This window comes from Actinomadura sp. WMMB 499 (genome assembly GCF_008824145.1).
Lineage (GTDB): Bacteria > Actinomycetota > Actinomycetes > Streptosporangiales > Streptosporangiaceae > Spirillospora.
Window position 1 is genome coordinate 6814919 of record NZ_CP044407.1, and the last position, 23233, is coordinate 6838151.

The 23233-nt window shown below is 73.0% G+C and carries 18 protein-coding genes; 9 read left to right on the forward strand and 9 right to left on the reverse strand.

What is annotated here, in order from left to right; translation table 11 throughout:
- The first annotated feature begins 126 nt into the window (after positions 1-126).
- The 6 genes from F7P10_RS30680 (at position 127) to F7P10_RS30705 (ending at position 7976) form a co-directional block, all read left to right on the forward strand.
- A complete protein-coding gene (locus F7P10_RS30680; RefSeq protein WP_151014581.1) occupies positions 127-2613 on the forward strand; it encodes an ATP-binding protein in 2487 nt (828 codons plus the stop codon).
- A complete protein-coding gene (locus F7P10_RS45170) occupies positions 2610-5027 on the forward strand; it encodes a type IV secretion system protein (protein WP_151014583.1) in 2418 nt (805 codons plus the stop codon). Before F7P10_RS30680 ends, F7P10_RS45170 begins: the two co-directional genes overlap by 4 nt.
- Positions 5027-5665, forward strand: a complete 639-nt coding sequence (locus F7P10_RS30690; protein WP_151014584.1) for a hypothetical protein — start codon at positions 5027-5029, stop codon at positions 5663-5665. The genes F7P10_RS45170 and F7P10_RS30690 overlap by 1 nt, the downstream gene beginning before the upstream one ends.
- Complete coding sequence (locus F7P10_RS30695; protein WP_151014586.1) at positions 5662-6711, forward strand: bifunctional lytic transglycosylase/C40 family peptidase; 1050 nt, start codon at positions 5662-5664, stop codon at positions 6709-6711. The genes F7P10_RS30690 and F7P10_RS30695 overlap by 4 nt, the downstream gene beginning before the upstream one ends.
- Before the next feature lie 103 nt (positions 6712-6814).
- Entirely contained in the window at positions 6815-7567 is a 753-nt protein-coding gene (locus F7P10_RS30700) for a Mut7-C ubiquitin/RNAse domain-containing protein (RefSeq protein WP_254716820.1), read from the forward strand.
- A gap of 37 nt (positions 7568-7604) precedes the next feature.
- Positions 7605-7976 (forward strand): (deoxy)nucleoside triphosphate pyrophosphohydrolase, encoded by a 372-nt coding sequence (locus F7P10_RS30705; protein WP_254716821.1) that lies wholly within the window; start codon positions 7605-7607, stop codon positions 7974-7976.
- Between the two features lie 3 nt (positions 7977-7979).
- Here the strand turns inward: F7P10_RS30705 and F7P10_RS30710 are convergent, their stop codons facing one another.
- Positions 7980-8996 carry an NlpC/P60 family protein gene (locus F7P10_RS30710; RefSeq protein ID WP_254716112.1) on the reverse strand — a complete coding sequence of 339 codons (1017 nt, stop codon included), beginning with the start codon at positions 8994-8996 and terminating at the stop codon, positions 7980-7982.
- 239 nt (positions 8997-9235) lie between these two features.
- On the opposite strand from F7P10_RS30710, the gene typA reads away from it, so the two are divergent.
- Positions 9236-11089, forward strand: a complete 1854-nt coding sequence (gene typA, locus F7P10_RS30715) for a translational GTPase TypA (protein WP_151014590.1) — start codon at positions 9236-9238, stop codon at positions 11087-11089.
- A gap of 92 nt (positions 11090-11181) precedes the next feature.
- Here typA and F7P10_RS30720 read toward each other — a convergent pair whose 3' ends face one another.
- The 7 genes from F7P10_RS30720 to F7P10_RS30750 are packed head-to-tail and all read right to left on the reverse strand — an operon-like array spanning position 11182 to position 19292.
- Positions 11182-11577 carry an FHA domain-containing protein gene (locus F7P10_RS30720; RefSeq protein WP_176611723.1) on the reverse strand — a complete coding sequence of 132 codons (396 nt, stop codon included), beginning with the start codon at positions 11575-11577 and terminating at the stop codon, positions 11182-11184.
- Positions 11574-12419, reverse strand: coding sequence for a hypothetical protein (locus F7P10_RS30725; RefSeq protein WP_151014594.1), 846 nt, complete (start codon positions 12417-12419; stop codon positions 11574-11576). Before F7P10_RS30725 ends, F7P10_RS30720 begins: the two co-directional genes overlap by 4 nt.
- 47 nt (positions 12420-12466) lie before the next feature.
- Positions 12467-13207: a 4Fe-4S single cluster domain-containing protein gene (locus F7P10_RS30730; protein WP_151014595.1), complete on the reverse strand. Its 741-nt coding sequence runs from the start codon at positions 13205-13207 to the stop codon at positions 12467-12469.
- Positions 13204-15120: an AAA family ATPase gene (locus F7P10_RS30735; protein ID WP_151014597.1), complete on the reverse strand. Its 1917-nt coding sequence runs from the start codon at positions 15118-15120 to the stop codon at positions 13204-13206. Before F7P10_RS30735 ends, F7P10_RS30730 begins: the two co-directional genes overlap by 4 nt.
- Before the next feature lie 51 nt (positions 15121-15171).
- On the reverse strand, positions 15172-16323 hold the full coding sequence (locus F7P10_RS30740) for a response regulator receiver protein (protein WP_151014599.1): 1152 nt from the start codon (positions 16321-16323) through the stop codon (positions 15172-15174).
- Positions 16320-18692 (reverse strand): serine/threonine-protein kinase, encoded by a 2373-nt coding sequence (locus tag F7P10_RS30745; protein WP_151014601.1) that lies wholly within the window; start codon positions 18690-18692, stop codon positions 16320-16322. Before F7P10_RS30745 ends, F7P10_RS30740 begins: the two co-directional genes overlap by 4 nt.
- Positions 18693-18704: 12 nt before the next feature.
- Positions 18705-19292, reverse strand: coding sequence for a DUF4282 domain-containing protein (locus F7P10_RS30750; protein ID WP_151014603.1), 588 nt, complete (start codon positions 19290-19292; stop codon positions 18705-18707).
- Positions 19293-19629: 337 nt separating this feature from the next.
- Here F7P10_RS30750 and F7P10_RS30755 point away from each other — a divergent pair, with 337 nt between their 5' ends.
- The gene (locus F7P10_RS30755) at positions 19630-20235 is read left to right on the forward strand and encodes an A24 family peptidase (RefSeq protein ID WP_176611724.1); all 606 of its coding nucleotides are present in this window, start codon (positions 19630-19632) and stop codon (positions 20233-20235) included.
- 11 nt (positions 20236-20246) lie between these two features.
- Here F7P10_RS30755 and F7P10_RS30760 read toward each other — a convergent pair whose 3' ends face one another.
- On the reverse strand, positions 20247-21893 hold the full coding sequence (locus F7P10_RS30760) for an LCP family protein (protein ID WP_151014606.1): 1647 nt from the start codon (positions 21891-21893) through the stop codon (positions 20247-20249).
- Positions 21894-22108: 215 nt separating this feature from the next.
- Here F7P10_RS30760 and F7P10_RS30765 point away from each other — a divergent pair, with 215 nt between their 5' ends.
- Complete coding sequence (locus tag F7P10_RS30765) at positions 22109-22972, forward strand: serine/threonine-protein kinase (RefSeq protein WP_151014608.1); 864 nt, start codon at positions 22109-22111, stop codon at positions 22970-22972.
- The last annotated feature ends 261 nt before the right edge of the window (positions 22973-23233 follow it).

The following is a 23233-nucleotide window of genomic DNA, read 5'->3' on the forward strand; positions in this document are numbered from 1 at the left end:
GACGTCCATGGCGGGGGCGACTGACGTTGCTGACCGTCCGGATCAAGAACACTCTCTCCGGCATCCCTACGGGAGATGGCGCGGATCGGGAGAATCAGTCGGTGGGACCGGAGTCGGGAGGGCGGCATGAGCAAGTCCAGCCGGCTGGCCGTGCGGTACTTCGACGACCGGGTGCTGCTCACCGACAACGCGGCCTGGGCGTACTTCCGGTTGCCGACGGTCTCGTACGAGTTCACCACCGGGGAGGAGCGCGAGGCGCTCGCCACCAACGTGACGATCGCGCTGGCGGGCATCCGGATGCAGGACGCGGAGATCCACCTGCGGATCGCGCACCGGACGTATCCCGCGGCGGACTGGGCGCTCGCGCTGGACCGGACGTCCGACGGCGGCCCGGGGTGGCACGAGTACCTGGAGGAGACCTACGCCCACGTGTGGTCCAAGGCCTTCTGGACCAAGGAGGTCTACCTCGGGGTGCGGCTCGGGCAGCGGGGGATGGGCGCGAACCTGTCCGGCGGCGTCCTGTCGCAGCTCCTCAGGTTCTACAAGCGCAGCGAGAACGTCCTCGGCGTGCACGACGACGCGATCGACAAGCGGGAGATCGGCCGCTGGACGGAGCAGGCGGAGCGGATCGGACGGGCGCTGGGCGGTTCGGCCCTCTACGCCCGGCACGCGACCTCGACGGAGGTGGCGTGGCTGTTCCAGCACGCGGTGACCGGGTCGCTCGCGGACCCGCCGCCGTCGGCGGTGCCGCGGCGCACCTGGGGCAAGGGCGAGATCGAGTCGCTGGTGGAGGGCGCGATCCACAACGGCCGCTCGTACCTGCGGGTCGAGCAGCCGAACCACGGCGCGGGCGGCGGTGCGACGGCCGCGTCGTACGTCGCGTACCTGTCGTTCGCGCGGTTCCCGGACATGATGCCGTTCCCCGACGGCGAGCCGTGGTTCCACTACTCGGACGCGCTGCCGTTCCCCGTCGAGATCAGCGCGCGGATGAAGCTGATCCCGCCGGCGAAGGCGTCCAAGGACGTGTCGCGCAAGCTCGCCCATGCCCGGGACATGGACCAGCACATCCGGGAGGCGGGCGCGGAGGCGCCGATCGCGCTGGCGGAGCAGATCGACGCGGCGCGGATGCTGGAGCACGGCATCACCAAGGAGCGGCTGCCGTTCGTGTACGGGTGGCACCGGCTGATCGTGTCGGCGCCGACCGCGGACCTGCTGGCCCAGCGCGTCGACGCGGTGGTGGAGCACTACCGCGACATCGGCATCGACGTCGTGAACTCGACCGGCGACCAGTTCTCCCTCTTCATGGAGTCGCTGCCGGGCGACCGGATCCGGCTGAACGCGTACGCGCAGCGGCAGCCGCTGCGGACGATCGCGGGCGGCATGCCCGTCGCGACCGTCGACCTCGGCGACCGTCCGGACGACGCGCAGGAGGGCTGGATCGGCCCGTACATCGGGGAGACGCTCGGCCGGGCGCGTTCGATCGTCCACTTCGATCCGCTCGTCGCGGCGGCCCGGAACCGTCCGACGGCCGTCGCGATCACCGGCGAGCCCGGCGGCGGCAAGACGACCCTCGCGCTGCTGCTCATCTACCAGATGGCGCTGCGCGGGGTGACGATCGCGGCGATCGACCCGAAGGGCGACGCGGAGACGCTCGTCGAGCTGCTGAAGGCGCGGGGCCGCCGGGCGCGGATCCTGCCGCTGGGGGCGGCGGCGCCCGGCCTGCTCGACCCGTTCTCGTTCGGCGACGACCTGGCCACCATGAAGACGATGGCGACCGAGACGCTGCGGCTGCTGCTGCCGCGCATGTCGGAGGAGCGCGAGTCCGCGATGATCCAGGCGGTGGGCGCGGTCGCGAACGCCGAGCGGCCGTCCCTCGGACGGGTCGTGGACCACCTGGAGGCGTCGGACGACCCGGCGTCGAAGAACCTCGGCGCGGTGCTGCGGTCGATGTCGGAGATGCGGCTCGCGCGGCTGTGCTTCGACCCGTCCGGCGGCGAGCGCATCGACACCGAGGGCTGGACGACCGTGTTCACCCTCGGCGGGCTGACCCTCCCCGACGTCACCATCGCGCGGGAGGACTACTCCTACGAGCAGCGGCTGTCGGTGGCGCTGATGTACCTGGTGTCGCAGTTCGCGCGGCGGCTCATGCACGGGCTCGACCGCCGGCTGCCCAAGGCGATCTTCCTGGACGAGGCGTGGGCCGTCACGTCGACGCCCGAGGGGGCCAAGCTGATCCCCGAGGTGTCGCGGATGGGCCGCTCCCGCAACACCGCATTGATCCTGGTCTCCCAGAACGCGGGGGACCTGCTGAACGAGCAGGTGACGAACTGCCTGTCCTCGGTGTTCTCCTTCCGCTCCACAGAGCGGGTGGAGGTCGGCAACGTCATGGCGCTTCTCGGGGTGGAGGCGTCGGACGAGCACAAGGCCGTGCTCCGCAACCTCGGCAACGGCGAATGCATCTTCCGTGACCTCGATGGCCGTGCGGGACGCATCGGCGTCGACCTGATCTCCGAGGAACTGCAGCGTTGGCTGGACACCAACCCGACCCGGTCGAGGCCGAGGTCGTCCGAACTCACCGTCGCGGGGGCCGAGACCGAGGAGGTCGGTCGATGAACAGCCCCCGCCACCGGACGTCCCGCCTGCAGCGTTCACCGGAGGCGGGGCTGGACCCGTCCGTCCTGGACGCGCGCCGCGGCCGCCGCACCCGCCGTCGCCGTCCGCGGACGCGCCGGTCCGCGATCCTGTTGACGATCATGGCGGTGCTGATGCTCAGCCCCATGACGCCGACGGCCTCGGCGATTCCGCTGCCGAGCGTCAACGACTCCTGCCGTCCCGCTGACAACCCACCCCCCGAGCAGTACGGGACGGGCGCGGACGGGCTCATCAAGCCACCCGGCTATCCCAGCAAGGAACTGCAGGCCGAACCGGTCGAGGACCTGACCTACTACGACCGGTACGGCACCGCCGGGCAGACGTGGTACGCGGTCGACATGGGCTGCTCGGACGCGATGGCGATGATGGGCAACGCCCTCGCCAACACCACGTTCACGCTGGTCCGGGCGATCGACCGGACGACGATCAGCGTGTACCAGTCGGCGGCGTCCGAGTCGCTGCTGGGCTGGCTGAAGGACACGGTGGACGACGTCATCAGCGGCGTCGGCGAGACGTTCAACGCCCGCTACTGGTCGTGGGTGGTCATCCTCGGTGCGATCTGGCTGGCCTGGTGGGGGCTCGTCCGGCGGCGCGCCAGCAAGGTCACCGAGGGCGTGGTGTGGATGGTCGCCGCGATGGTGGCGCTGATCTGGCTGGTCGCGCGGCCCGCGGACTTCACCACGCTCGGAACGAAGGTGTCGGAGGCGACGAGCGCGGCGTTCAACGCGGCGTTGCCGCAGAGCGATACGAACGGCGGGGTCTGTATCCCCCGCCCGGAGGGCGACCCGGATCCGTCCGAGTCGGCCGACCTGGACGCGACCACGCGCAACGCGAACAAGCTGTGGGTGGCGCTGGTCTGCAAGCCGTGGCTCCAGGGCGAGTTCGGCACGACGGACCCGGAAGCGAAGATCGTCCAGGACAACGCCGACAAGTTGCTGTGGTCGCAGGCCGTCGGGTTGCCGGAGACGTACGGCTCCGAGGACGTCGACATGGAGGCGAAGGCGGACGCCTACAAGGACGTCGCCTCCAACATCAAGGAGAACCACCCCGAGACCTACTCGCTGTTCCAGGGGAAGAACTGGCAGAACCGCCTGGCGGTCGCCTTCGGGGCGCTGTTCGCGGCGCTGGTCGCGGGGCTGCTCATCCTGGTGATCGCGATCGCGCTGATCGTGGTGAAGATCGCGTTCCTGCTGCTGCTGGTGGCGGGGCCGATCTTCCTCGGGATCGGGATCCATCCGGGCATCGGCCGGGTGATCGCCGTCCGCTGGCTGGAACTGCTGCTGTCGATGCTGCTGAAGCAGGCGGCGCTGATCGGCGTGCTGTCGCTGCTGCTGTGGGCGTACGGGCTGATCCTCGGTGAGACGCTGCCCTGGGGCCTGCAGGTGATGCTCATCGCGCTGGTGACGGGCGCCGCGTTCGTGTACCGCAAACCCTTCCAGCATCTGTTCTCGGCCGTCGGCTACTCGGCGGTCGGCTCGCGGGACAAGAGCGAGGCGCACCTGGACAAGTCCGTGGCCGAGGCCCGCAAGAACACGACGGCCGTCGCGGGCGCGGTGGTGCCGGGCGCCGCCGGGTACCGGCTGGGCGGCCGCCGCGGCAAGGGTGACGCGGCCGCGGAGAACGGCGCGGCCGGGCAGGGCGGCGCCGACGGGCAGGCCGGTACCGGCGCCCTGGCCGACCGCCGGGCGGGCGGTGCGGGCGCCGGTGCGGGCGAGGGCGCGTCGCCGGAGGAGGCGCCGGTGCTGGCGGCGAAGCCGCGCGGCGGCGCCGGGACGGCGGCGCAGGGACGGTCGCGGCGCGGCGCGCCCCCGCTGAACCTGCCGTCCCGCGCGGGACGGGACGCCGCCGCGGCGGACGGCGGCGACACCGGCGGCGGTTCGGGAGGCGGCGCGGGCGGCCTGATCGTGGCTCGGCCCGGCGGTGGCTCCGGGACGCGCGGCCGCTCGGACGGCGGCGGATCGGCGGCCGGCGGCGGTGGCGGCAACGGCAGCGGCGGCACAGGACGGGGCACGCCGCGCCCGACCTCGTGGACGGGCGGCGGCAAGAGCGCCTCGAGCGGCGGCGGACGGTCGGGCGGCGGCGCGCCGCAGCGCGGCGGCGGCTCGGGCGGCGGCTCCGCACCCGCCCGCGGCTCGGGCGGGTCGGGCGGGTCCGGTGGCGGTTCCGGGCGGTCCGGTGGCGGCCCGGCGTCGAACGTGCCCAGGCCGCGCGCGGGTGCGGGCGGCGGTGGCGGTGCCCCGGCGCCCGGTGCGGGGTCGGGCGGGCAGGCGCCCCCGCCGCTGTGGGGCCGGCGCTCGCCGGGCGCCGAGCCGCCGATGCCGTTCTGGCTGCGTCCCGCCGAAGGCCCGTCCGGTGAGCCGGGCCGGGACGAGTGATGAACCTCGACGATCGGCAACGCAAGATCGTCTTCGCGGGACTGGTGGCGGCGCTCGCCGCGATCGGCGTCTACCTGACGGTCGCCGGGCCCGAGCGGGCGTCCGGCGAGCCGGAGGAGCGGCGGCCCACGGCCGCGGCGACCCGGCCGACGGCGCCCGCGTCGCCGCCGCCCGGAATCCGGACGGCCGTGAACCCGGAGGACTTCGACGTCTACCGGCTGCTGCCGTTCTCCCGGACGGAGTTCGCGACGGCCGCCGAGGTGGCGCAGAAGTTCGTGGCCGCGCACGCGACGTACCGGTACGACGAGGAGCCGCGGAAGTACGCCGAGCGGATGTCCGGGCTCGCCACCGAGCAGTTGCGCGCGGAACTCGTCGGCGGCCACTCCTCGGCGGGGCTGATCGCCAAGCGCCGGGAGGACCGCACGGTCGCGACGGGGACGGCGTCGCTGGACCAGGTCCGCGACATCGGCGACAACTCGATCATCTTTCTGGTGACCGGCACGCAGCGGGTCACCGCGGGGGGCAAGGAGACCAGCGAGGACAAGCGGTGGGCGGTGACGGTGGTGCGGGACGGCGGAGCACTGCGGGTGTACGCGTTCGAGCCGGCGGACGCCGGTCAGGCGGGTGACACCGGATGACGGCGCGGCGGCTGCTGCTCGCCGGGGCGCTGGGCGCGGCGGGCCTGCTGTTCGTCGCACTGATCTTCGTCCCGGTGCTGTTCGGGGCGAGCCAGTTCATGTTCGGCGGCGGGGCGGGCTCCCGGTGCACGGACGTGTCGGAGGCGGGGGCGCAGCCCGCCGCCGGGGGCGACGCGGAGGCGATCCCGGGCGCGTTCCTGGAGCTGTATCAGGGCGCGGGCGAGGAGTACGGGATCCCGTGGAACGTCCTCGCCGCCGTGGGGAAGGTCGAGACCGACCATGGACGGTCGACGCTGCCGGGCGTGCGCAGCGGGGAGAACTACGCGGGTGCGGGCGGCCCGATGCAGTTCCTCGCCGCGACGTTCCGGTCGTACGGGGTCGACGGCGACGACGACGGGAAGAAGGACCGCTACGACCCGGTGGACGCGATCCCGTCGGCCGCCGCGTACCTGAAGGCGAGCGGGGCGCCGGAGCGGATGCGGGACGCGATCTTCGCCTACAACCACTCGTGGGACTACGTGGACCTCGTCCTGGACTGGGCCGGGAAGTACGCGGGCGGCGAGTTCGAGGTCGTCCAGAGCAACGGCGTGAACTGCGAGGACAACGAGCTGCCGGCCGGGGTCGACGGTGTGGTCAAGGAGATCATCGACTTCGCGATGGCGCAGCGCGGCAAGCCGTACGTGTTCGGTGCGAACGGCCCGGACGCCTGGGACTGCTCCAGCCTCCTCCAGGCGGCCTACCGGCAGGTGGGCCTGTCGATCCCGCGGACGACGTTCCAGCAGTGGCCGTTCGGCAAAAAGATCGAGAAAGGTAAGGAACAACCGGGTGACCTGGTGTTCTTCAACTCCGGTCCGGGAACGTCCTCGAACAACCCGGGGCATGTCGGAATGGTCATCTCGAAGGGCAAAATGATCGTCGCGCGGTGTTCGACGTGCGTTCCCGCGATCGCCGTCCAGTCGTACGAGCGTTCCGACTGGATCGGCTCGACGCGCCCGCTGGCCAAGCCGGAACTGCAGCGGCAGCTCGCGGCGGCCGAGGGGTCGTGACGACCGGCCGGGACGGATAAATCGGACGGAAATGGGGGTGCCGCGTGGCATGCTGGCCCGCGTGGACGCCGAGATAACCATCCGAGTCGCCGACGAACTGCTGATGTTCCTGCCCGCCGCCCGGCGGGAGCCGGTCCGGCGCGTCCCCTACGACGGGACGTCGACGCTGGGGCATCTGGTGGAGTCGCTCGGCGTGCCGCTGCCCGAGGCCGGCCCGATGACGATCGGCGGGGAACCGGTGGACGCCGCGACGCGCCCGGCCGACGGCGACGAGGTGCTGGTGCGGTCCGTCCCGCGCCCGCAGCCGGTGCCGCTGGAGTCCGGGCAGCTCGCCCCGCGGTTCCTGCTGGACGTGCACCTGGGCACGCTGGCGCGCCGGATGCGGCTGCTGGGGCTCGACACGGCCTACCACAACGACATGGACGACCCCGCGCTCGTCGTGCAGGCCAACGAGGAGCGCCGGGTCCTGCTCACCCAGGACCGGGGGCTGCTGCGGCGCCGCGCGCTGTGGTTCGGCGCGTACGTGCGCGGGCCGAAGCCGGACGGGCAGCTCCGCGACATGCTCGAGCGGTTCGCGCCCGTGCTGCGGCCGTGGACGCGCTGCACCGCCTGCAACGGCGCGCTCGTCCAGGTCGACAAGACCGAGATCGAACGCGACCTGGAGGCGGGCACGCGCCGCAGCTACGACGTCTACGGGCGCTGCGAGCGGTGCGGGCAGGTGTACTGGCGCGGCGCCCACGGCGACCACCTGGAGGAGATCGTCCGGGAGGCGACGCGGCTGGTCGAGGACGTCCGCGCCGGGACGGGCGGTGGCACGGGCGGAACCGACCGCGCGGGGGCGGCCGTCCTAGAGTGAAACGGGAGAGGGGCTGGTTGCGATCGACCTGATCGTGGTGGGTGCGGCGATCATCGCGGACGGGCGGCTGCTGGCCGCCCAGCGGGCCGAGCCGGCCCACATGGCGGGCGGCTGGGAACTGCCCGGTGGCAAGGTCGATCCCGGCGAGTCCGACACCGACGCGCTCGTCCGGGAATGCCACGAGGAACTGGCGATCAAGGTGCGGCCGGGCCGCCGGATCGGCGGCGACTGGCGGCTGAGCGAGCGCGCCGTCCTGCGCGTCTGGACGGCGGCGATCGTCGAGGGCGAGCCGCGGGCCCTGGAGCATCTCGCGCTGCGCTGGCTCGCCCCCGCGGAACTGTACGAGGTGGCGTGGCTCCCGGGCGACCGGCCGGTCATCGACGTGTTCGCCCGGGAGGGCCTCGGCTGAGGGTCAGCCGATCCGGTTGGCGCCGGCGTAGTCCGACCGCTCCGACAGGCGGGAGATCTTCACCACATCTCCGGTCTGCGGCGCGTGCAGGTACTTGCCGTCGCTGAGGTAGATCCCCATGTGATGCAGATTACTGCCGAAGTAGACCAGGTCGCCCGAGCGGAGCTCGCTCCGCGACACCTTGGTGCCCAGCCCGTACAGGGAGCCGGTGTAGTGGGGCAGCCCGGACTTGCCGACCTGCGCGTACGCCCAGACGACCAGGCCGGAGCAGTCGAAGCTGCTCGGTCCGGCGGCGGCCCACACGTACGGGGCGCCGAGCTTGGCGACGGCCTTGCGGGCCATCTCGGCGGGCAGGCCGGTGCCCTTCACGGCGGCCTTGAGGCCGGTGCGGGGGCTGTAGACGTTGGTGGTCGTCAGCTTCTCGAGCCGCTTGAGCACCTCGTCGACCTTGGCCTTGGCGCGCCCGCGGGCCTCCTCGGACGTCTCGGCGGCCTTCTCGACCTCGGTGGTCTTGGCCTGCGCGGCCTTCTCGGCGGCCTCGGCCTGCCCGACCTGCTTCTCCAGGGCCGCGACGGTGTCCACCTGGCGCTGCGCCAGGTAGGCCGACGCGGCGAGCCCCTCCGCAGTGCCGTCGATCATGAACAGGACGTCCGGGCGGCCGCCCTTGTAGTTGGCGGCGGCGATCTCGCCGAGCCGCTTGCGGGCCGGTTCGGCCTGCGCCCGCAGCGCGGCGGCCTTCCTGGCGGCGTCCTGCTCGGCCTTCTTCGCGGCCTTCAGATCGACGCGGGTCTTGTTGTACTGCTCGGTGAGGATCGCCGCCTCTTCCTGCAGCTTGTCCAGCTCCTTCTTCAGCCCTTCGACCGTGGTCGGGAGCGGAGCGGGGGAGCCGGATCGCGCGGGGGTGGGGTCGGCGTGCGCGGCCGGCGCGGTGGACCCGAGGGTGACCAGCAGCAGTGTCGCCGCGGCGGCGGGCGCCATTCCTCGACGGGCGCGCCCGCGCCGGAGGTGGTCCGGTGTCAAGCCGGGGTCTCCTCTCATCGACGGCCGGTTCTCGACGGCCGGATCACCGGGAGATTACAAACATTGAGCAAAGTTCGCCACTCGAGGTTTAAGTGATTCATGGTACGGATCACCACGCTCGAGGTGGTTCGCGGCCCCCTGGATGGCGTCGAGTACGGCAGGAACCGGACAGCGGCAAGTAGACTGGGGCTGCCGCACGTCTGCGGCGACTCCCGAACTCTCACGCAAGGCGAGACCGCATGCCCATCTCCACGCGCGACGACCTCCGGAACGTCGCGATCGTCGCCCACGTCGACCACGGCAAGACGACGCTGGTCGACGCCATGCTCTGGCAGTCCGGTGCCTTCCGCGAGAACCAGGACGTCGACGACCGGGTCATGGACTCCAACGACCTGGAGCGCGAGAAGGGCATCACCATCCTCGCGAAGAACACCGCCGTCCGGCACAACGGGCTGACCATCAACATCATCGACACGCCCGGCCACGCCGACTTCGGCGGCGAGGTCGAGCGCGGCCTGTCGATGGTGGACGGGGTCGTCCTGCTCGTGGACGCCAGCGAGGGGCCGCTGCCGCAGACCCGGTTCGTGCTGCGCAAGGCGCTCGCCGCGCGGCTCCCGGTGATCCTAGTCGTGAACAAGACCGATCGGCCGGACGCCCGCATCGACGAGGTCGTCGACGAGACCTACGAGCTGTTCATGGACCTCGACGCAGACGAGGAGCAGATCGACTTCCCGATCGTGTACGCCTCGGGGCGGGCCGGCCGGGCCTCCTCGAACAAGCCCGGCGACGGCGAGCTGCCCGACAGCGAGGACCTCGAGCCGCTGTTCAAGGTCATCACCGAGACGATCCCGGCGCCGTCCTACGACCCCGACGCGCCGCTGCAGGCGCACGTGACGAACCTGGACGCGTCCAGCTACCTCGGCCGGATCGCGCTGTGCCGGGTGCACGCCGGGACGATCAAGAAGGGCCAGCAGGTCGCGTGGTGCCGCCGCGACGGCAGCGTCGAGCGCGTCAAGATCACCGAGCTGCTGATGACCGAGGCGCTGACCCGCAAGCCCGCCGAGGAGGCCGGGCCCGGCGACATCATCGCCCTCGCCGGCATCCCGGAGATCATGATCGGCGACACCATCGCCGACCCCGACGACCCGCGCCCGCTGCCGCTGATCACGGTGGACGAGCCGGCGATCTCGATGACGATCGGCACCAACACCGGCCCGATGGCGGGCCGCGAGAAGGGCACCAAGGTCACCGCCCGCCTCGTCAAGGACCGCCTGGACCGCGAACTGGTCGGCAACGTGTCGATCAGGGTGGTGCCGACCGACCGCCCGGACGCCTGGGAGGTGCAGGGCCGCGGCGAGCTGGCCCTCGCCATCCTCGTGGAGAACATGCGCCGCGAGGGCTACGAGCTGATGGTCGGCAAGCCGCAGGTGGTCGCCAAGCAGATCGACGGGAAGAAGCACGAGCCCGTCGAGCGGCTCACCGTCGACATCCCCGAGGAGCACCTCGGCGCGGTCACGCAGCTGCTCGCCGTCCGCAAGGGCCGCATGGAGCACATGACCAACCACGGCACCGGCTGGGTGCGGATGGAGTTCCTGGTCCCGGCGCGCGGCCTGATCGGCTTCCGCACCGAGTTCATGACCGAGACGCGGGGCACCGGCATGGCGCACCACGTCTTCGAGGGCTACGAGCCGTGGTTCGGCGAGCTGCGCACCCGCCCGTCCGGCTCGCTGGTCGCCGACCGCTCGGGCGCCGCGACCGCGTTCGCGATCACGAACCTGCAGGAGCGCGGCACGTTCTTCGTCGGGCCGACCACCGAGGTGTACGAGGGCATGATCGTCGGGGAGAACTCCCGCTCCGACGACATGGACGTGAACATCACGAAGGAGAAGAAGCTCACGAACATGCGGTCCTCGACGGGCGACGAGCTGGAGCGGCTCACGCCGCCGCGCGCCCTGTCCCTGGAGGAGGCGCTGGAGTTCTGCCGCGAGGACGAGTGCGTCGAGGTCACCCCGGCCGCCGTCCGCATCCGGAAGGTGGTCCTGGACGCCAAGGAGCGCGAGCGCACCCGCGCACGCAGCAAGCGCTCCGGCTGACCCGGCCCCGGCGCGTACGGCAGGCGCGAACGGCAGGCGCGACGGAAACGGCCCACGGTTCGGACGAACCGTGGGCCGTTCCTTCGTCCGCGTCAGTTGAGCTGGACGTTGCCCGTCACGTCGGCGGCCAGGCGGAGCTGGTCGCCGTTCTTCAGCGGCGCCTCGACGCCGCGCGGGAGCCGCTCACCGTTGACGAACGTCCCGTTGGTGGAGCCCTCGTCGCGGACCCAGGCCGTCCCGGACGGGTCGAGCCACACCGTCGAGTGCCGCCGCGAGACGTTGTCGTACTGCGTGAACGTCGACGCCACCGGCGACTGGCCGGCGTCGCGGCCCAGCACCAGGTGCTGGCCCACCGACACCTTCAGCTCGCCCGTCGGGAACAGCATCCGCAGGACGGGCGTGCCCTGCTGCGGCAGCGGCCGCAGGCACTGGTCGCACTGCGCGGCGCCCGGACCGGGCAGGACCGCCTCGCAGTACGGGCACATCATCGCCGTGCTGTCGCTGCGCGGCGGGCCCCCGTGCTGCGGGCCGCCGTGCTGGTCCGGCGGCAGGAGCGTCTGCTCCCGGCCGTGCGGCGGCGGCATCGGCGGCCGCTGGTCGGGCTGCGGCGGCGGACCGAACTGGTCCTGCTGCGGCTGCGGCGCGCCCCACTGGTCCTGCGGGGGCCGAACTGGTCCTGACCGGGCGGCGGACCGTACTGGTCCTGGGGCGGACCGGGCTGCTGCTGGGGGGCTCCCCACTGGTCCTGCTGGGGGGCCTGCTGCTGCGGTGGTCCCCACGGGTCGTTCTGGGGCGCCTGGTGCTGCGGCGGCGCCTGCATCCCGCCGGGCCCGCCGCTCTGCGGACCGGGCGGACCGAACTGGTCCTGCTGCTGCTGCGGCGCGCCCCACTGGTCCTGCTGGGGCGCCTGCTGCTGCGGCGACCCCCACTGGTCCTGCTGCTGGGAGGCTCCCCACTGGTCCTGCTGGGGGGCCTGCTGCTGCGGTGGTCCCCACGGGTCGTTCTGGGGCGCCTGGTGCTGCGGCGGCGCCTGGTGCTGGGGAGCCTGCTGGTACTGGTACTGGTCCTGCTGGTACTGGTCCTGCTGGTACTGCGGGCCACCCGGCGGCGGCCCCCCGTGCTGGGGAGCCCCGTGTTGGGGAGCGCCGTGTTGGGGAGCGCCGTGCTGGGGTGCACCGTGCTGGGGTGCGCCGTGCGGCGGCCCCCCCTGCGGCGGTGCACCGTGCTGCGGCGGGCCGTACTGCGACCCCGGCATCTGGGACTGGTCGTCGTACCCGCCGGGCCCCTGCCGGCCGCCCCCGGCCCGCGCCAGGTTCGCGCCGCAGCTCATGCAGACCAGGTCCCCAGGCTGGGACTGCTCACCGCAGACTGGACAGTTCAAGCTCGCCATGACACTTCCCCCGAGCGTACGCCGGCGCGTTCGAGCCTCGACGTGAGGTGCTCCATGTCGTCCCTTCGCGGGATCCCGATGTAGTACACCCGCCTTCCCTCCGGCCCTTCGTCCACGGACACCTGCACTCTGGGCCCAGCGCCTTCCTCGATCTTCCCGTTCTCGCCGACCCCGGCCAGTGCCCCGTACCGTTCCCGCCCGAGCGGGGACAGCGGCACGACGCGCTGGTTGGCCGACCCCCTCCAGAGTAGGGAGCCGCCCTCGGGGTGTCGCCCCCTCGGGTTGAGCCGGTCGACATATGGGCCCGTGATCACGGCGTCGCACATGTCCAGGATCTCCCGAGTCTCGCGGGACCGCGCGAGCCGAGAGTAGACATATCCGCTGTAGACCAATATGTCGAACCTAATCGTCTCACGCGTGGGGGCGTCCCGCCATGCGCGGACCCCGCGCAGCAGCGCGGCCAGCGCGGCCGGTTGCTGGAACGGTTCACCGCCCGAGATCGTCAGCCCGTCCACCGGTCCGGGCAGCGAGGCCAGCCAGCCGAGGATCGTCTCGACGGGCACGGCCCGGCCCGGATCGGCGTCCCAGGTGTCCCGGGACAGGCATCCGGGGCAGTGCAGCGTGCAGCCCTGCGTCCAGATGCCGGCGCGGGTCCCGGGGCCGAGTGCGGTCACCGGATGGTGCGCCTTGGCGAGCAGCAGCGTTCGCGATGAGCCGCCGCCCGTCACCGGAGGTCCAGATGCACGATACTGCCCTCCCGGCGTATCCCGGACACGGTGACGGGCTCGTCCGGGACGAGCTCGCGGTCGAACAGCGCCCGCGCCAGCGGGTTGACGAAGTAGGACTCCAGCGCCATGCCGATGCCGCGGCCGCCGCTGTCCAGCTCCGCCGTGCACCAGCCCCGCAGGGTGTCCAGCGCGTCGTCGTCCAGTGTCAGGACGAGCCGGTGCTCCTCCGACACGCGCTTGCAGATGTTCGCGAACTGCAGGTCGAAGATCAGGCCCGCGGCGTCGGCGGAGATGAAGTCGAACACCACGATGTTGTCGCCGAACCGGTTCAGCAGCTCCGGCCGGTTCAGGACCTCGGTGAAGTGCTCGGCGACCGCGGCCTTGATGCGCTGCGCGACCTCGTCGTACGACATTCCGGGAGTGATGTTCTGCACACGGTTCGGCGACGCGTACGTCTGCGCGCCCGGCGTCGTCAGGTCCCGGCCCGGCACGTACATCCCGAGGTTCGAGGTGAAGATCAGGATCGACTCGGAGAAGTGGACGGTGTTCCCGCGCCCGTCGGTGAGCCGTCCGTCCTCCAGGATCTGCAGGAACTTGTCCAGGATCCGCGGGTGCGCCTTCTCGATCTCGTCGAACAGCATCACCCGGAACGGGTCCTCGCGCACCGCGTTCGTCAGCTCGCCGCCGGCCTCGTGCCCGACGTAGCCCGGCGGCGCCCCGATCAGCCGGTCGCCCGACCCCTCCCCGGAGAACTCGCTCATGTCGAACCTCAGGTAGGCCGACTCGTCCCCGAAGATCAGCTCGGTGACCGCCTTCGCCAGCTCCGTCTTGCCGGTTCCGGTCGGGCCCGCGAAGAACAGCACGCCCCGTGGACGGCTGCCCGACCGCGTCGCCTGCGCCCCCGACAGGCCGAGCACCGCCCGCTTGAGGATGTCGAGGGTCTTCGTCACCGCCTGCGGCTGCCCGATCACCCGCTCGGGCACCCGCTTCTCGCCCTCCAGCACCCGGCGCCGCAGGTGCCCGCGGCTCCACGGGTTGTCGAGCACGCCGAGCTTGTAGGTGCGGACGGCGTCCGGCAGGTCCGCCAGGCTGACGTTGCGCTCCTTCGCCAGCCGCGTCACCTCGATCATCGACTGCAGCGTCAGCCCGTCCGCCTGCTCGGCGAACGCGTCGCACGCCGCCGCGGCCGTCTCGTCCGAACCGGCGTCGCTCACCCCGAACGCCCGCGCCAGCAGCCGCGCCGTCTCCTGCCGGTCGCCCAGGTGCGGCCGCGGGATCGTGATCTCCCGGATCGTCTCGTTGTCCGCCGTCATCCACGGCGGCAGGTCGCCCGGCCGCTCCACCAGCCACACCACCGGGTTGTACAGCGGTTTGGGGCGCGCCCCGACCACCCGCACCGGACGGGCCGTCCGCGACAGCTTCGCGCAGAACCGGAAGAAGTCGCGCTCGGCCGGTTCGAGGTCGGTCGGCGTCCGCGCGATCCGGGACGCCGAGTCGATCACGAACGCGCCGCGCACGTTGTCCTGCGGCCGCGCCACCGCCGCCAGGTGCCGGGTCAGCGCCTCCAGGGACGGCTTGTCGTCCGGCTTCAGCCGGCCCAGCAGCCGTTCGGCGTCCCGCCGCGCCTCGTCCGACAGCTCGTCGCCGTCGTCCGGGCAGATCTGCAGCCCGTCCACCGGGTCGTACACGATCATGAACGACGCGCCGCTCGCCCGCAGCGTCTCCCACAGCAGCTCGCGCAGCGGCAGCAGCCGCGCCGGGCTCCCGACCTGCACGGGCGGCGCGAGGAAGCTGTCGTAGAGGTTCCCCGACAGGACGTACTGCGAGTGCACCGACAGTGTCGCGTCCAGCTCCCGGATGAACGGTGGCCAGCCCTGCAACCGTCCGCCCAGGGTCGGCGAATCAATGCTCATCAGGCTCGCTCCACTCCGCTTCCGCTCCGGTCACGCCGGCGCCCCGCGCCGTCACTGGTCGTGCGAGCGGCGGCGCTCCCGCCGCTCGGCACGTCCCCTAGTGTGCCGTGACTCGGCCGTCACCGGCAGTTCCCGCACGCCGGGGTCGAGCCGCCAGCCCACGTCGGACCGGATCCCGGCCTCGGCCAGCCGGGCCCGCGCGGCCTCGAACGCCGCGCACCACTCCGCCTCGCGCTCCGCGTCGACCCGCCGGTCGTCCTCGCTCTCCGCCGGCCGCTCCCGCGTCATCGAGGCCCGCACCTGCGCCTCGTCCACCCGCATCCGGACGCTGTGGTCGGGCCAGGCGCCCCGGGTGAGGACCATCGTGCCGCCGGACGCGGTGAGCGTCTCGAATCCGCCCTCCACCTCGTACCCGAGGTCCTCGAACGCCGCGGTGATCGAGTCGAGCACGTACCGGCGCTCGGCCGCGGCCTGCGCGGCGGCGTCCGCCTCCGCCGCCCGCCGCCGCTGCGCCTCGCGCAGCTCCCGCGTGCGGCGGTTGGCGTCCTGGATCCGCAGCCGCACCTCCTGCAGGACGCCCTCGGCCTCCGCGGCCGTCGCGGCGGACGCCAGCAGCCGCGCCGCCTCGGCGACCGCCGCCCGCTCCGCGGGACCGGCGTCGGGCAGCAGCCGCGCCAGCACCCGTCCGAGCGTCCGCCGGACGTCGCCGGAATCCGCCGGAGCGGCCGGATCCGGCTGCTCGGCGGCGTGCTCCGGCCGCCCGAGATCGGCTTCCAGCCGCTCGGCGGACGCGGCGAAGATCTGCGCGGTGACCTCGGCCGCCACATGGCCCGACAGCTCCCGCTCGGCCTCGTCCAAGGCCCGGTCGGTCGCCGCGCACCACGCCGTCAGGTCCGCGGCCGGCCTCTCCTCGTCGAGTTCGAGGGGGGCGGGCAGCTCGGCGGCCGCGCCCAGCCGGTCGCGCGTACCGGCGAGCGCGGCGATGCGCGCGTTGCGCTCGACGGCCTCGCGCAGCGCCCGTTCCTGCGTCTCCACCTCGGCGAGCGCCGCCGCCCGCGCCTCCGCGCGGCCCTCCGCCAGCGCGGCCAGCGCCTCCGCGCCGCGACCGGCCAGCCCCGCGCCCCGGCCCAGCACCCGGTTCATCCCGAGGCTCAGCACGACCGCCGCGTCCAGCGCGATGTCGGCCTCGACTCCGCTGCTCATGCGCCTCCCGTCGCCGTGCCCCGCCGGACTTCCCGCCAGCGGTTCAACCGCACCCCCGCCACGATGCCGTGCGCGACCGGCGCCGCGATCAGCACGAGCGTCCACAGCAGGCCCGCGACCGGCGTCACCGCCGCCAGCAGCAGGAAGACCAGCAGCAGCGGGATCGTCGCGGCGAGCAGCACCAGCCCGCAGCCCCGCCGTCCCGTCCGCTGCGCCGCGCCCGACACCGTCCGCGACGCCGTCGACAGGCCGCGCCCGCCCGCGCCCAGCACCTTCGAGAACATCGCCCACGGGCCCTGCGGGAGATAGTCCGCGCCCTGCGCGCGCGCCAGCAGAACCTCGACGCCGCACTGCGCGGCCCACACGACGACCGACAGCACGGCCAGGAACCCGAACGGGACGCCGGACGACCGCTGGATCGAACCCGCGCCGACCGGCCCGCCGTCCGGATCGCCGGCGAACAGCTCGCCCACGATCCAGCTGCCGAACAGCCAGACGGGCAGCAGCGGCAGCGTCCACAGGACGGCCCGCCGCACGGCCGCCCCCCGCCCCGCGAGCCGGGCGCGCTCGCGCTCGTCCCGCTGCGCCCGCTGCGCCGCCGACCGCTCCCGCTCCGCGCGCCGCGCACGCTTCCGCGACTCGACCTCGACGGCCGCCTCGGGCGCCGCCAGCATCACCGCGAGCAGCCGCAGCGGATCGTCGCCCGCCCCGTCGGCCAGCCACTCGAACCACGGCACCGGCTCGGCGACCGCCGCCCGGGCCCGCACCACGCCCTCGGCGAGCTTCCGGTGCGTCCGCGCCGGGTCCGCCGCCAGCGCCAGCAGCGTGGCCGGCACCAGCGGCGGGTCGTCCGCCCCGGCGTCCGGCAGCCGCGCCGCCAGCGCCGGCGGCGGCGCGTCCTGCGCCCGGATCCACCCCGCGAGCTCGTTCCACGCCGCCGCGTGCGCCCGCCACTGCCCGTCCACCCCGGCCAGTTCGGCGCCGCCCGCGAAGCCCGCCAGTTCCTTCAGCAGGCCGTGCCGCCACAGCTCCCGGACGAGCTCGCACGCCACCCGGTGATCGGCGCCCCGGTTCTCGACGTGGGCGGGGAGGAGGGCCAGGTCGTCGGCGGTCACGCGGCGGCCGAGGAAGTGCGGGGGGAGTTCCGGATCCAGCCACCGCACCAGGTGGAGCAGCTTCACGTCCGGGGCCAGGTCCGCGGTCAGGCGTCCGTCGACCAGCTCGATGCTGCTGTCATCGGGGACCTCCGCGAGCCAGGCGCGCAGGCTCCGCCACGCCTCACCGCTCTCCCCGCGCCCGAAGAAGTACTGCGCGGCGTGCTCCCACTCGGCGACGAGCGCCCGCGCCAGTTCGTCCCGCCGCGCGTACCGGCGTCCCTTGAAGGGCAGACCGGCGCCCGGCCCCGGCTCGGCCCCCCGGGCCTCGACGGGGCGGTCGGGTTCCTCGGCGACCGGGGGCGAGCCCCCGGCCAGCCACGCCGCGACCTCCGCGCCCGTCCACCTCCGGCGCGGGTCGCGGGCGAGCAGGCCCCGGCACAGCAGCCGCAGCCGCGGGTCCGCGACGTCGTCCGCACCGACCGGCCGGGTCGCGAGATGGTCGACGACCACGGTCTCGCTCAGCCCGCGGAAGGGCGCCCGCCCGGTCGCCAGCTCCCGGACGATCATGCCGAGCGACCACCAGTCCCGCGCGGGCGACACCTGGCCCGACAGCGACTCCGGCGCCGCGTACGCCAGCGTCCGCGACGACGACGCGAACACCACGCTCTGCTCGAGTACCTTGCTCAGCCCGAAGTCGGCGATCACCAGCCGCAGTGGCGCGGTGCCCAGGACCAGCACGTTCTCCGGCTTCAGGTCGCGATGGACGATCCCCGCCCGGTGCAGCGCCGCCAGGCCGTCCGCGAGCTGCGCCGCCACGTCCGCGACGGCGTCCGGCGGCAGCGGCCCGTCCATCAGCGCCCGCAGGTTCCCGTCGGGCGCGTACGCGGTCACCTCGTAGTCGCGGCCGTCGGCGTGCCCCGTCTCCAGGATGCGCAGGACGTGCGGCGAGTCGAGTTCCGGCAGCTTCGCCCACACGTCGCGATCCGCCCGGTAGCCCCGGCGGAAGATCTTCGCGACGTGCTCGGCGCCGTGCGCGTCCCGCACCAGGAGCAGGTCCGATTCCGCGCCCTGCACGGGGAGTTCCGCCACGGCCTCGTAGCGTCCGGCGAGGTCCGCGGGCAGCCGCATGAGCGACGCACCGTCCGTCCCCTGCCCGTCCCGGCGCGTCTCCGCCGCACCCCGCGGCCCCGGCACCCGGGGGCCGTCCCGCCGCGTCGCCCCGGCGTCCCGCCGCGTCCCCGCCGCCTCGTCCGTCCCGTCGACCTCGCCCACTGACAGCCCCGGCTAGCTCTTGTCCTTGATGACCCGCAGATATTCGGTGCTCTTGAAGCGGACCATGATCGCTTCCATGAAAATGCGGAAGAGCATGGCCTCGAAGAGCCACACGATCGGCGCGCTGCACATGATCAACAAGCCGACCAGCCAGCCGTTGCGCAACTGGAAGACCCAGATCCCGATCGCCACGACGATCAGTGCGGACACGCTGATCAGCACGAGCGACAGGGTGTAAAAGGCCTTGATGAGCTTCGGCGTCACCAGGGAATTGAAGTTCGTGTCGAACAACGACCCCACCAGGCCCTTTTCCGTGCGCTCAGGCGGAACCCAGCCCTGCTGCGGCGGTACCTGGGGCTGTGGGCCGGTCGCGTAGGGGCCTGGGCCCGTCTGGTTGGGGTGCTGCGGGGCCTGGCCGTGTCCCTGGCCCGGCGGGGCGGCCGGGGGACGCGGGTTCGGGACCGGGATCGGGCCGGTGCCGGGGCGCTGCGGTTGCTGCTGCTGGGGATGCGGTGGTGGCGGCGGACCGTACGGCCCTCCCGGAGGCTGCCCGCCCGCGGGCGGGCGCGCTGGCTGGCCGGGGTCCGAGGGGTGCGTCATCGCCGTCGTCTCCAGTGTTGAGCCGCCTACAGGGAGACTCTAAGGCCTGCGCGCCGTCCCGCGCCGTCACCGACCCGCGCCGACCGGCGATGCACGAGCCCGTTCAGCACGGCCTTCGTGACCGCGTCATGGCCGCCGGGACGACACGTTCGTGCGTCGACGGGTCAGTACTGTCACCGCGCGGTGAGGGGAGGGCGTCTCGCGGGCGCCGTTTCGGAACCGCGGCCGTCGATCGTCGAAGGCGGGGGGTGCGCGAACGGGCCCCGTCCGTCCGGGCCGTTCGGTTATCGTTCCGGGGGCTCCACTCGGCGGATCAGGGCGAGGTTCGATGGTCGCGTTGGCGTTGCTCCCGCTGGGGTTCGTCACCGGCATGCTCGTCGCGCCGCTCGCCGAGCCCTACGTCGGCGACGTGTCCGCACGCGACCGGACGGCCGTCGGAGCGGTCACCGCCCTGGTGTTCGGAGTGCTCGGATTCGCCGTCGGGCCGGCCCCCGTCCTGCCCGCACTCCTCTACACGGCGATGGTCGGCACGCTGCTCGCGTTCATCGACGTCCAGGTCAAACGGCTGCCGGACGCGTTCACGCTCCCGTCCTACGCCGTCCTCCCGATCCTGCTCGCCGCCGCGGTGCCCTTCACCGAGGACGGGCCGCGCCAGTTCGCGCACGCGCTCCTCGGGATGGCCGGCCTGTTCCTGCTGTACGCGGTGCCGGCGTTCGTGAATCCGTCCTGGCTGGGACTCGGGGACGTGAAGCTCGCGGGCGTCCTCGGCCTCTGCCTCGGCTGGTTCGGGCTGGAGACCTGGCTCGCGGCGCTCCTGCTGACGTACCTGCTCGGCGGCGTGCTGAACCTCGGCGTCATGATCGCCCGCCGGAGGGTCCGGCGGGAGTTCGCCTACGGCCCCTACATGCTGGCCGGGGCGCTCGGCGCCGCCGTCCTGGGGTAGCCGCCTTCCGCCTAGTCGCAGAGCTTCTTGCCGGACTCGGCCTTCTTCCCGATGTTCTGGATGGCGGGCGGTGCGAGCTTCAGCCCCTTCGTTCCGATCACGAGCCGCACGCCGTCCTCCGGCGCCGCGCCGTCCGGGGAGAGCAGGGCGGCCGGGACGTCCCGTGCGAGGACGGACGCGTGCCCTTCGGCGGACGGTGCGAACACGATGCGGCTGTCGGGGGCGTCCGATGCCTTCTCGACGTCGCCGGCCACCGTGAATCCGCGCCGCTCGAGCTGCTGGACGATCCGGTCGACGGCCTTGTCCTTCGCCCCGGCGGACACGACGGTGATCTTCACGTCCTTCGGTTTCGGTGCCGGTTCGGCGTTCACCGGCGCGGCCGGCGCGGCGGGCAGCTTGTCGTCGTGCCGGATCGCCTCGAACATCGGGGCGGCCAGTTCGTCGTTCCACTGGACCCGGTTCGGGTCGGGCTTGTAGCCCTCGACCGGGACGGTGACGAACCGGACCTGCCCGGCGCTCATGCCCCGCAGCCCCTCCGCGAGCTTGCGCATGTCCGCCAGGCCGAACTCGTCGTCGGTGGTGATCGAGTCCGTGGCGGCCTTGAGGAAGTCGTAGGTCCGGGCGGGGTCGGTGAGGACGTCGGAGCTCAGCGCCTTGTCCACGACGGCGCCCATGAACTCCTGCTGGCGCTCGATCCGCCCGAGGTCCGAACCGTTGCCCAGCGAGTAGCGCGCGCGGACGTAACCGAGGGCCTTGTCGCCCTTGACCGTCTGCTTCCCGGCTTCCAGGTAGAGCTCCGCGCGCGGGTCGTTCACGGGGCGCTCGACGCAGATCTCCACGCCGCCCAGCGCGTCCACCATCCGCTTGAACCCGGAGAAGTCGATCTGGACGAAGTGGTCGATGTGGACGCCGGTGAGCGACTCCAGCGTCTTCCACGTGCAGGTCGGCCCCGCGTAGGAGAACGCGCTGTTCAGCATCCCGAACCGCGCGGATACCTTGTCGCCGTTCTCCTTCTCGCACTCGGGGATCTTCACCATCGAGTCGCGGGGGAAGCTCATCGCGACCGCCTGGTCCCGGTTCGGCGACAGGTGCAGCAGGATCGTCGTGTCCGAGCGCGCCCCGGCCATCCCCGGCACCGCGTACTCGGCGTTGTCGCCCTCGCGGGTGTCGGACCCCAGCAGCAGGATGTTGAGCGACTCGTTGAGCTTCTGCGGACGGTTCGCGCCCAGCTGCGAGCCCACGTCCTTCTGGTCGATCCCGCCGATCAGGTCGCGGTACAGCCAGTACGCGCCCCCGCTTCCGGCCACGAGGGCGGCCACCAAGCCGATCGCCGTCCGGCGAAGGATCTTCCGGCGGCGGGAGCGCCGGGCGGCGTCGTGCTCCGCGGAGGGCGCTCCTTCCGGAGGCGTGAAGCGGACGATGCCCTCGTCCTTCGCGTCGTCTTCGTTGGCACGGTCCCGCGGCGCCTCGACGTCGTCGGGGGCCTCTCCCTCGACGCCATCGGACGGCTCGTCGGCGCGGTCGCGCGCGTCAGCGTCCGCGTCCGCGTCCGGAGCGTCGTCCGCCGCGTCGTCCGGACGCTTCGGGGAGGTGTCGTCGGCGGCTTCCGCGAGGTCGTCGCGGCGCGGCTCGGGGCCTGTCGGGGGCTTTTCGGTCATCGGTGCGCGCAGCCGTTCGTGAAACGGTGTGTGTCGCTCATCGGTCCCGTCTCGGCAGGCCCTCTTGGGGCGCGGTCGGTGCGGCTCGTCAGTCTACGAACCGGAAGGGGCGCGGGGTGATCGCCTGACTCTCCTTATTAGATGCGCAGAAGTCGCGATCTGTTGACAAGTACGCCCGAATAGAGGCACGTGGGTGGTTTCCGTGCCATCGCACCGTGAGCACGGGGTGGGCGATCGGTGGCCGGTTCACGATGCTGGACCGGATCGGGGAGGGCGGGACGGGCCGTGTCTGGAGGGCCTACGACCACGCGGACGGACGGTACTGCGCGGCGAAGCTCGTGCGGCGGCGGGGGCCGACGTCGGTGCTGCGCGCCATCCGGGAGCAGGCGCTGCGGCTCGCGCATCCGCACGTCCTGACGCCCTACGCGTCCTGCTCGACCGACGACGACGTGCTGCTCGCGATGAACCTGGTGCGCGGCGGGTCCCTGCAGACGCTCCTCGGGGACTACGGGCGGCTGCCGCCCGCCTACGCGGCCGAGATCCTGGACCAGCTGCTCGCGGCGCTGAGCCATGTTCACGCGGCGGGTGTGGTGCACCGCGACGTGAAGCCGGCGAACCTCCTGCTGGAGCCGAGCCCGGTGGGCGCCCCGCACGTCCGGCTCGCCGACTTCGGGATCGCGCTCGAGGCCGACGGGACGCGCGTCACCACGACCGGGTTCGCCGTCGGCACCCCCGGTTACCTGGCACCGGAGGTCCTCGACCGGAACCGCCCCGGCCCGCTCCAGGACCTGTACGCGGCCGGGATGGTCGGGTGGCGGATGCTGACGGGCGCGGGCGAACCGGAGCCGCGGCAGCGGGTGGGCGGGCCGCCGCCGCCCGGGTCGCCGCCCGGCCTGCGGTCGGTGATCGCGTGCCTGTGCGATCCCGATCCCGGGCGGCGCCCGCCGGACGCCGCCGCGGCCCGGCGGGCCCTCGGCATGTGCGGGCTGGAGCCGGAGCTGCCCGCGCGTGCCCTGGACGGCGAGGCGCTGCAAATCTTCGACCACCTCGGCGCCCCGCCGGGAGCGCCGGGCGGCTGAGTCACGACTCCCGCCGCGCTGCTCGCCGACCGGTTTCCCGATCTCGCGGCGGCGCTCCGCGTGTACGGGACGGGCCGGACGAGCGAGGCCGAGGCGCACTTCGCCCGGACGGTGCTGCGGGCGGGGCTCTCGTAACGCGCGGCGAAACCGATAGGGCCGTCGTGCGCGAGCGTCCCGTCATGCCTTCTCGTGCTCGTCTCGATTCCCCGTCGCCATAACGACTGCTTATGGTTCTCCGGCCGTGCCGGAGACCGTTTGAGC

What these genes read in the sequence shown, in the direction of transcription:
- F7P10_RS30680 (WP_151014581.1), top strand. Translation starts at nt 127, where the DNA reads ATGAGCAAGTCCAGCCGGCTGGCCGTGCGGTACTTCGACGACCGGGTG.
- F7P10_RS45170 (WP_151014583.1), top strand. Translation starts at nt 2,610, where the DNA reads ATGAACAGCCCCCGCCACCGGACGTCCCGCCTGCAGCGTTCACCGGAG.
- F7P10_RS30690 (WP_151014584.1), top strand. Translation starts at nt 5,027, where the DNA reads ATGAACCTCGACGATCGGCAACGCAAGATCGTCTTCGCGGGACTGGTG.
- F7P10_RS30695 (WP_151014586.1), top strand. Translation starts at nt 5,662, where the DNA reads ATGACGGCGCGGCGGCTGCTGCTCGCCGGGGCGCTGGGCGCGGCGGGC.
- F7P10_RS30700 (WP_254716820.1), top strand. Translation starts at nt 6,815, where the DNA reads ATGTTCCTGCCCGCCGCCCGGCGGGAGCCGGTCCGGCGCGTCCCCTAC.
- typA (WP_151014590.1), top strand. Translation starts at nt 9,236, where the DNA reads ATGCCCATCTCCACGCGCGACGACCTCCGGAACGTCGCGATCGTCGCC.
- F7P10_RS30720 (WP_176611723.1), bottom strand. Translation starts at nt 11,577, where the DNA reads ATGATGTGCCCGTACTGCGAGGCGGTCCTGCCCGGTCCGGGCGCCGCG.
- F7P10_RS30725 (WP_151014594.1), bottom strand. Translation starts at nt 12,419, where the DNA reads ATGAGCTGCGGCGCGAACCTGGCGCGGGCCGGGGGCGGCCGGCAGGGG.
- F7P10_RS30735 (WP_151014597.1), bottom strand. Translation starts at nt 15,120, where the DNA reads ATGAGCATTGATTCGCCGACCCTGGGCGGACGGTTGCAGGGCTGGCCA.
- F7P10_RS30740 (WP_151014599.1), bottom strand. Translation starts at nt 16,323, where the DNA reads ATGAGCAGCGGAGTCGAGGCCGACATCGCGCTGGACGCGGCGGTCGTG.
- F7P10_RS30750 (WP_151014603.1), bottom strand. Translation starts at nt 19,292, where the DNA reads ATGACGCACCCCTCGGACCCCGGCCAGCCAGCGCGCCCGCCCGCGGGC.
- F7P10_RS30760 (WP_151014606.1), bottom strand. Translation starts at nt 21,893, where the DNA reads ATGACCGAAAAGCCCCCGACAGGCCCCGAGCCGCGCCGCGACGACCTC.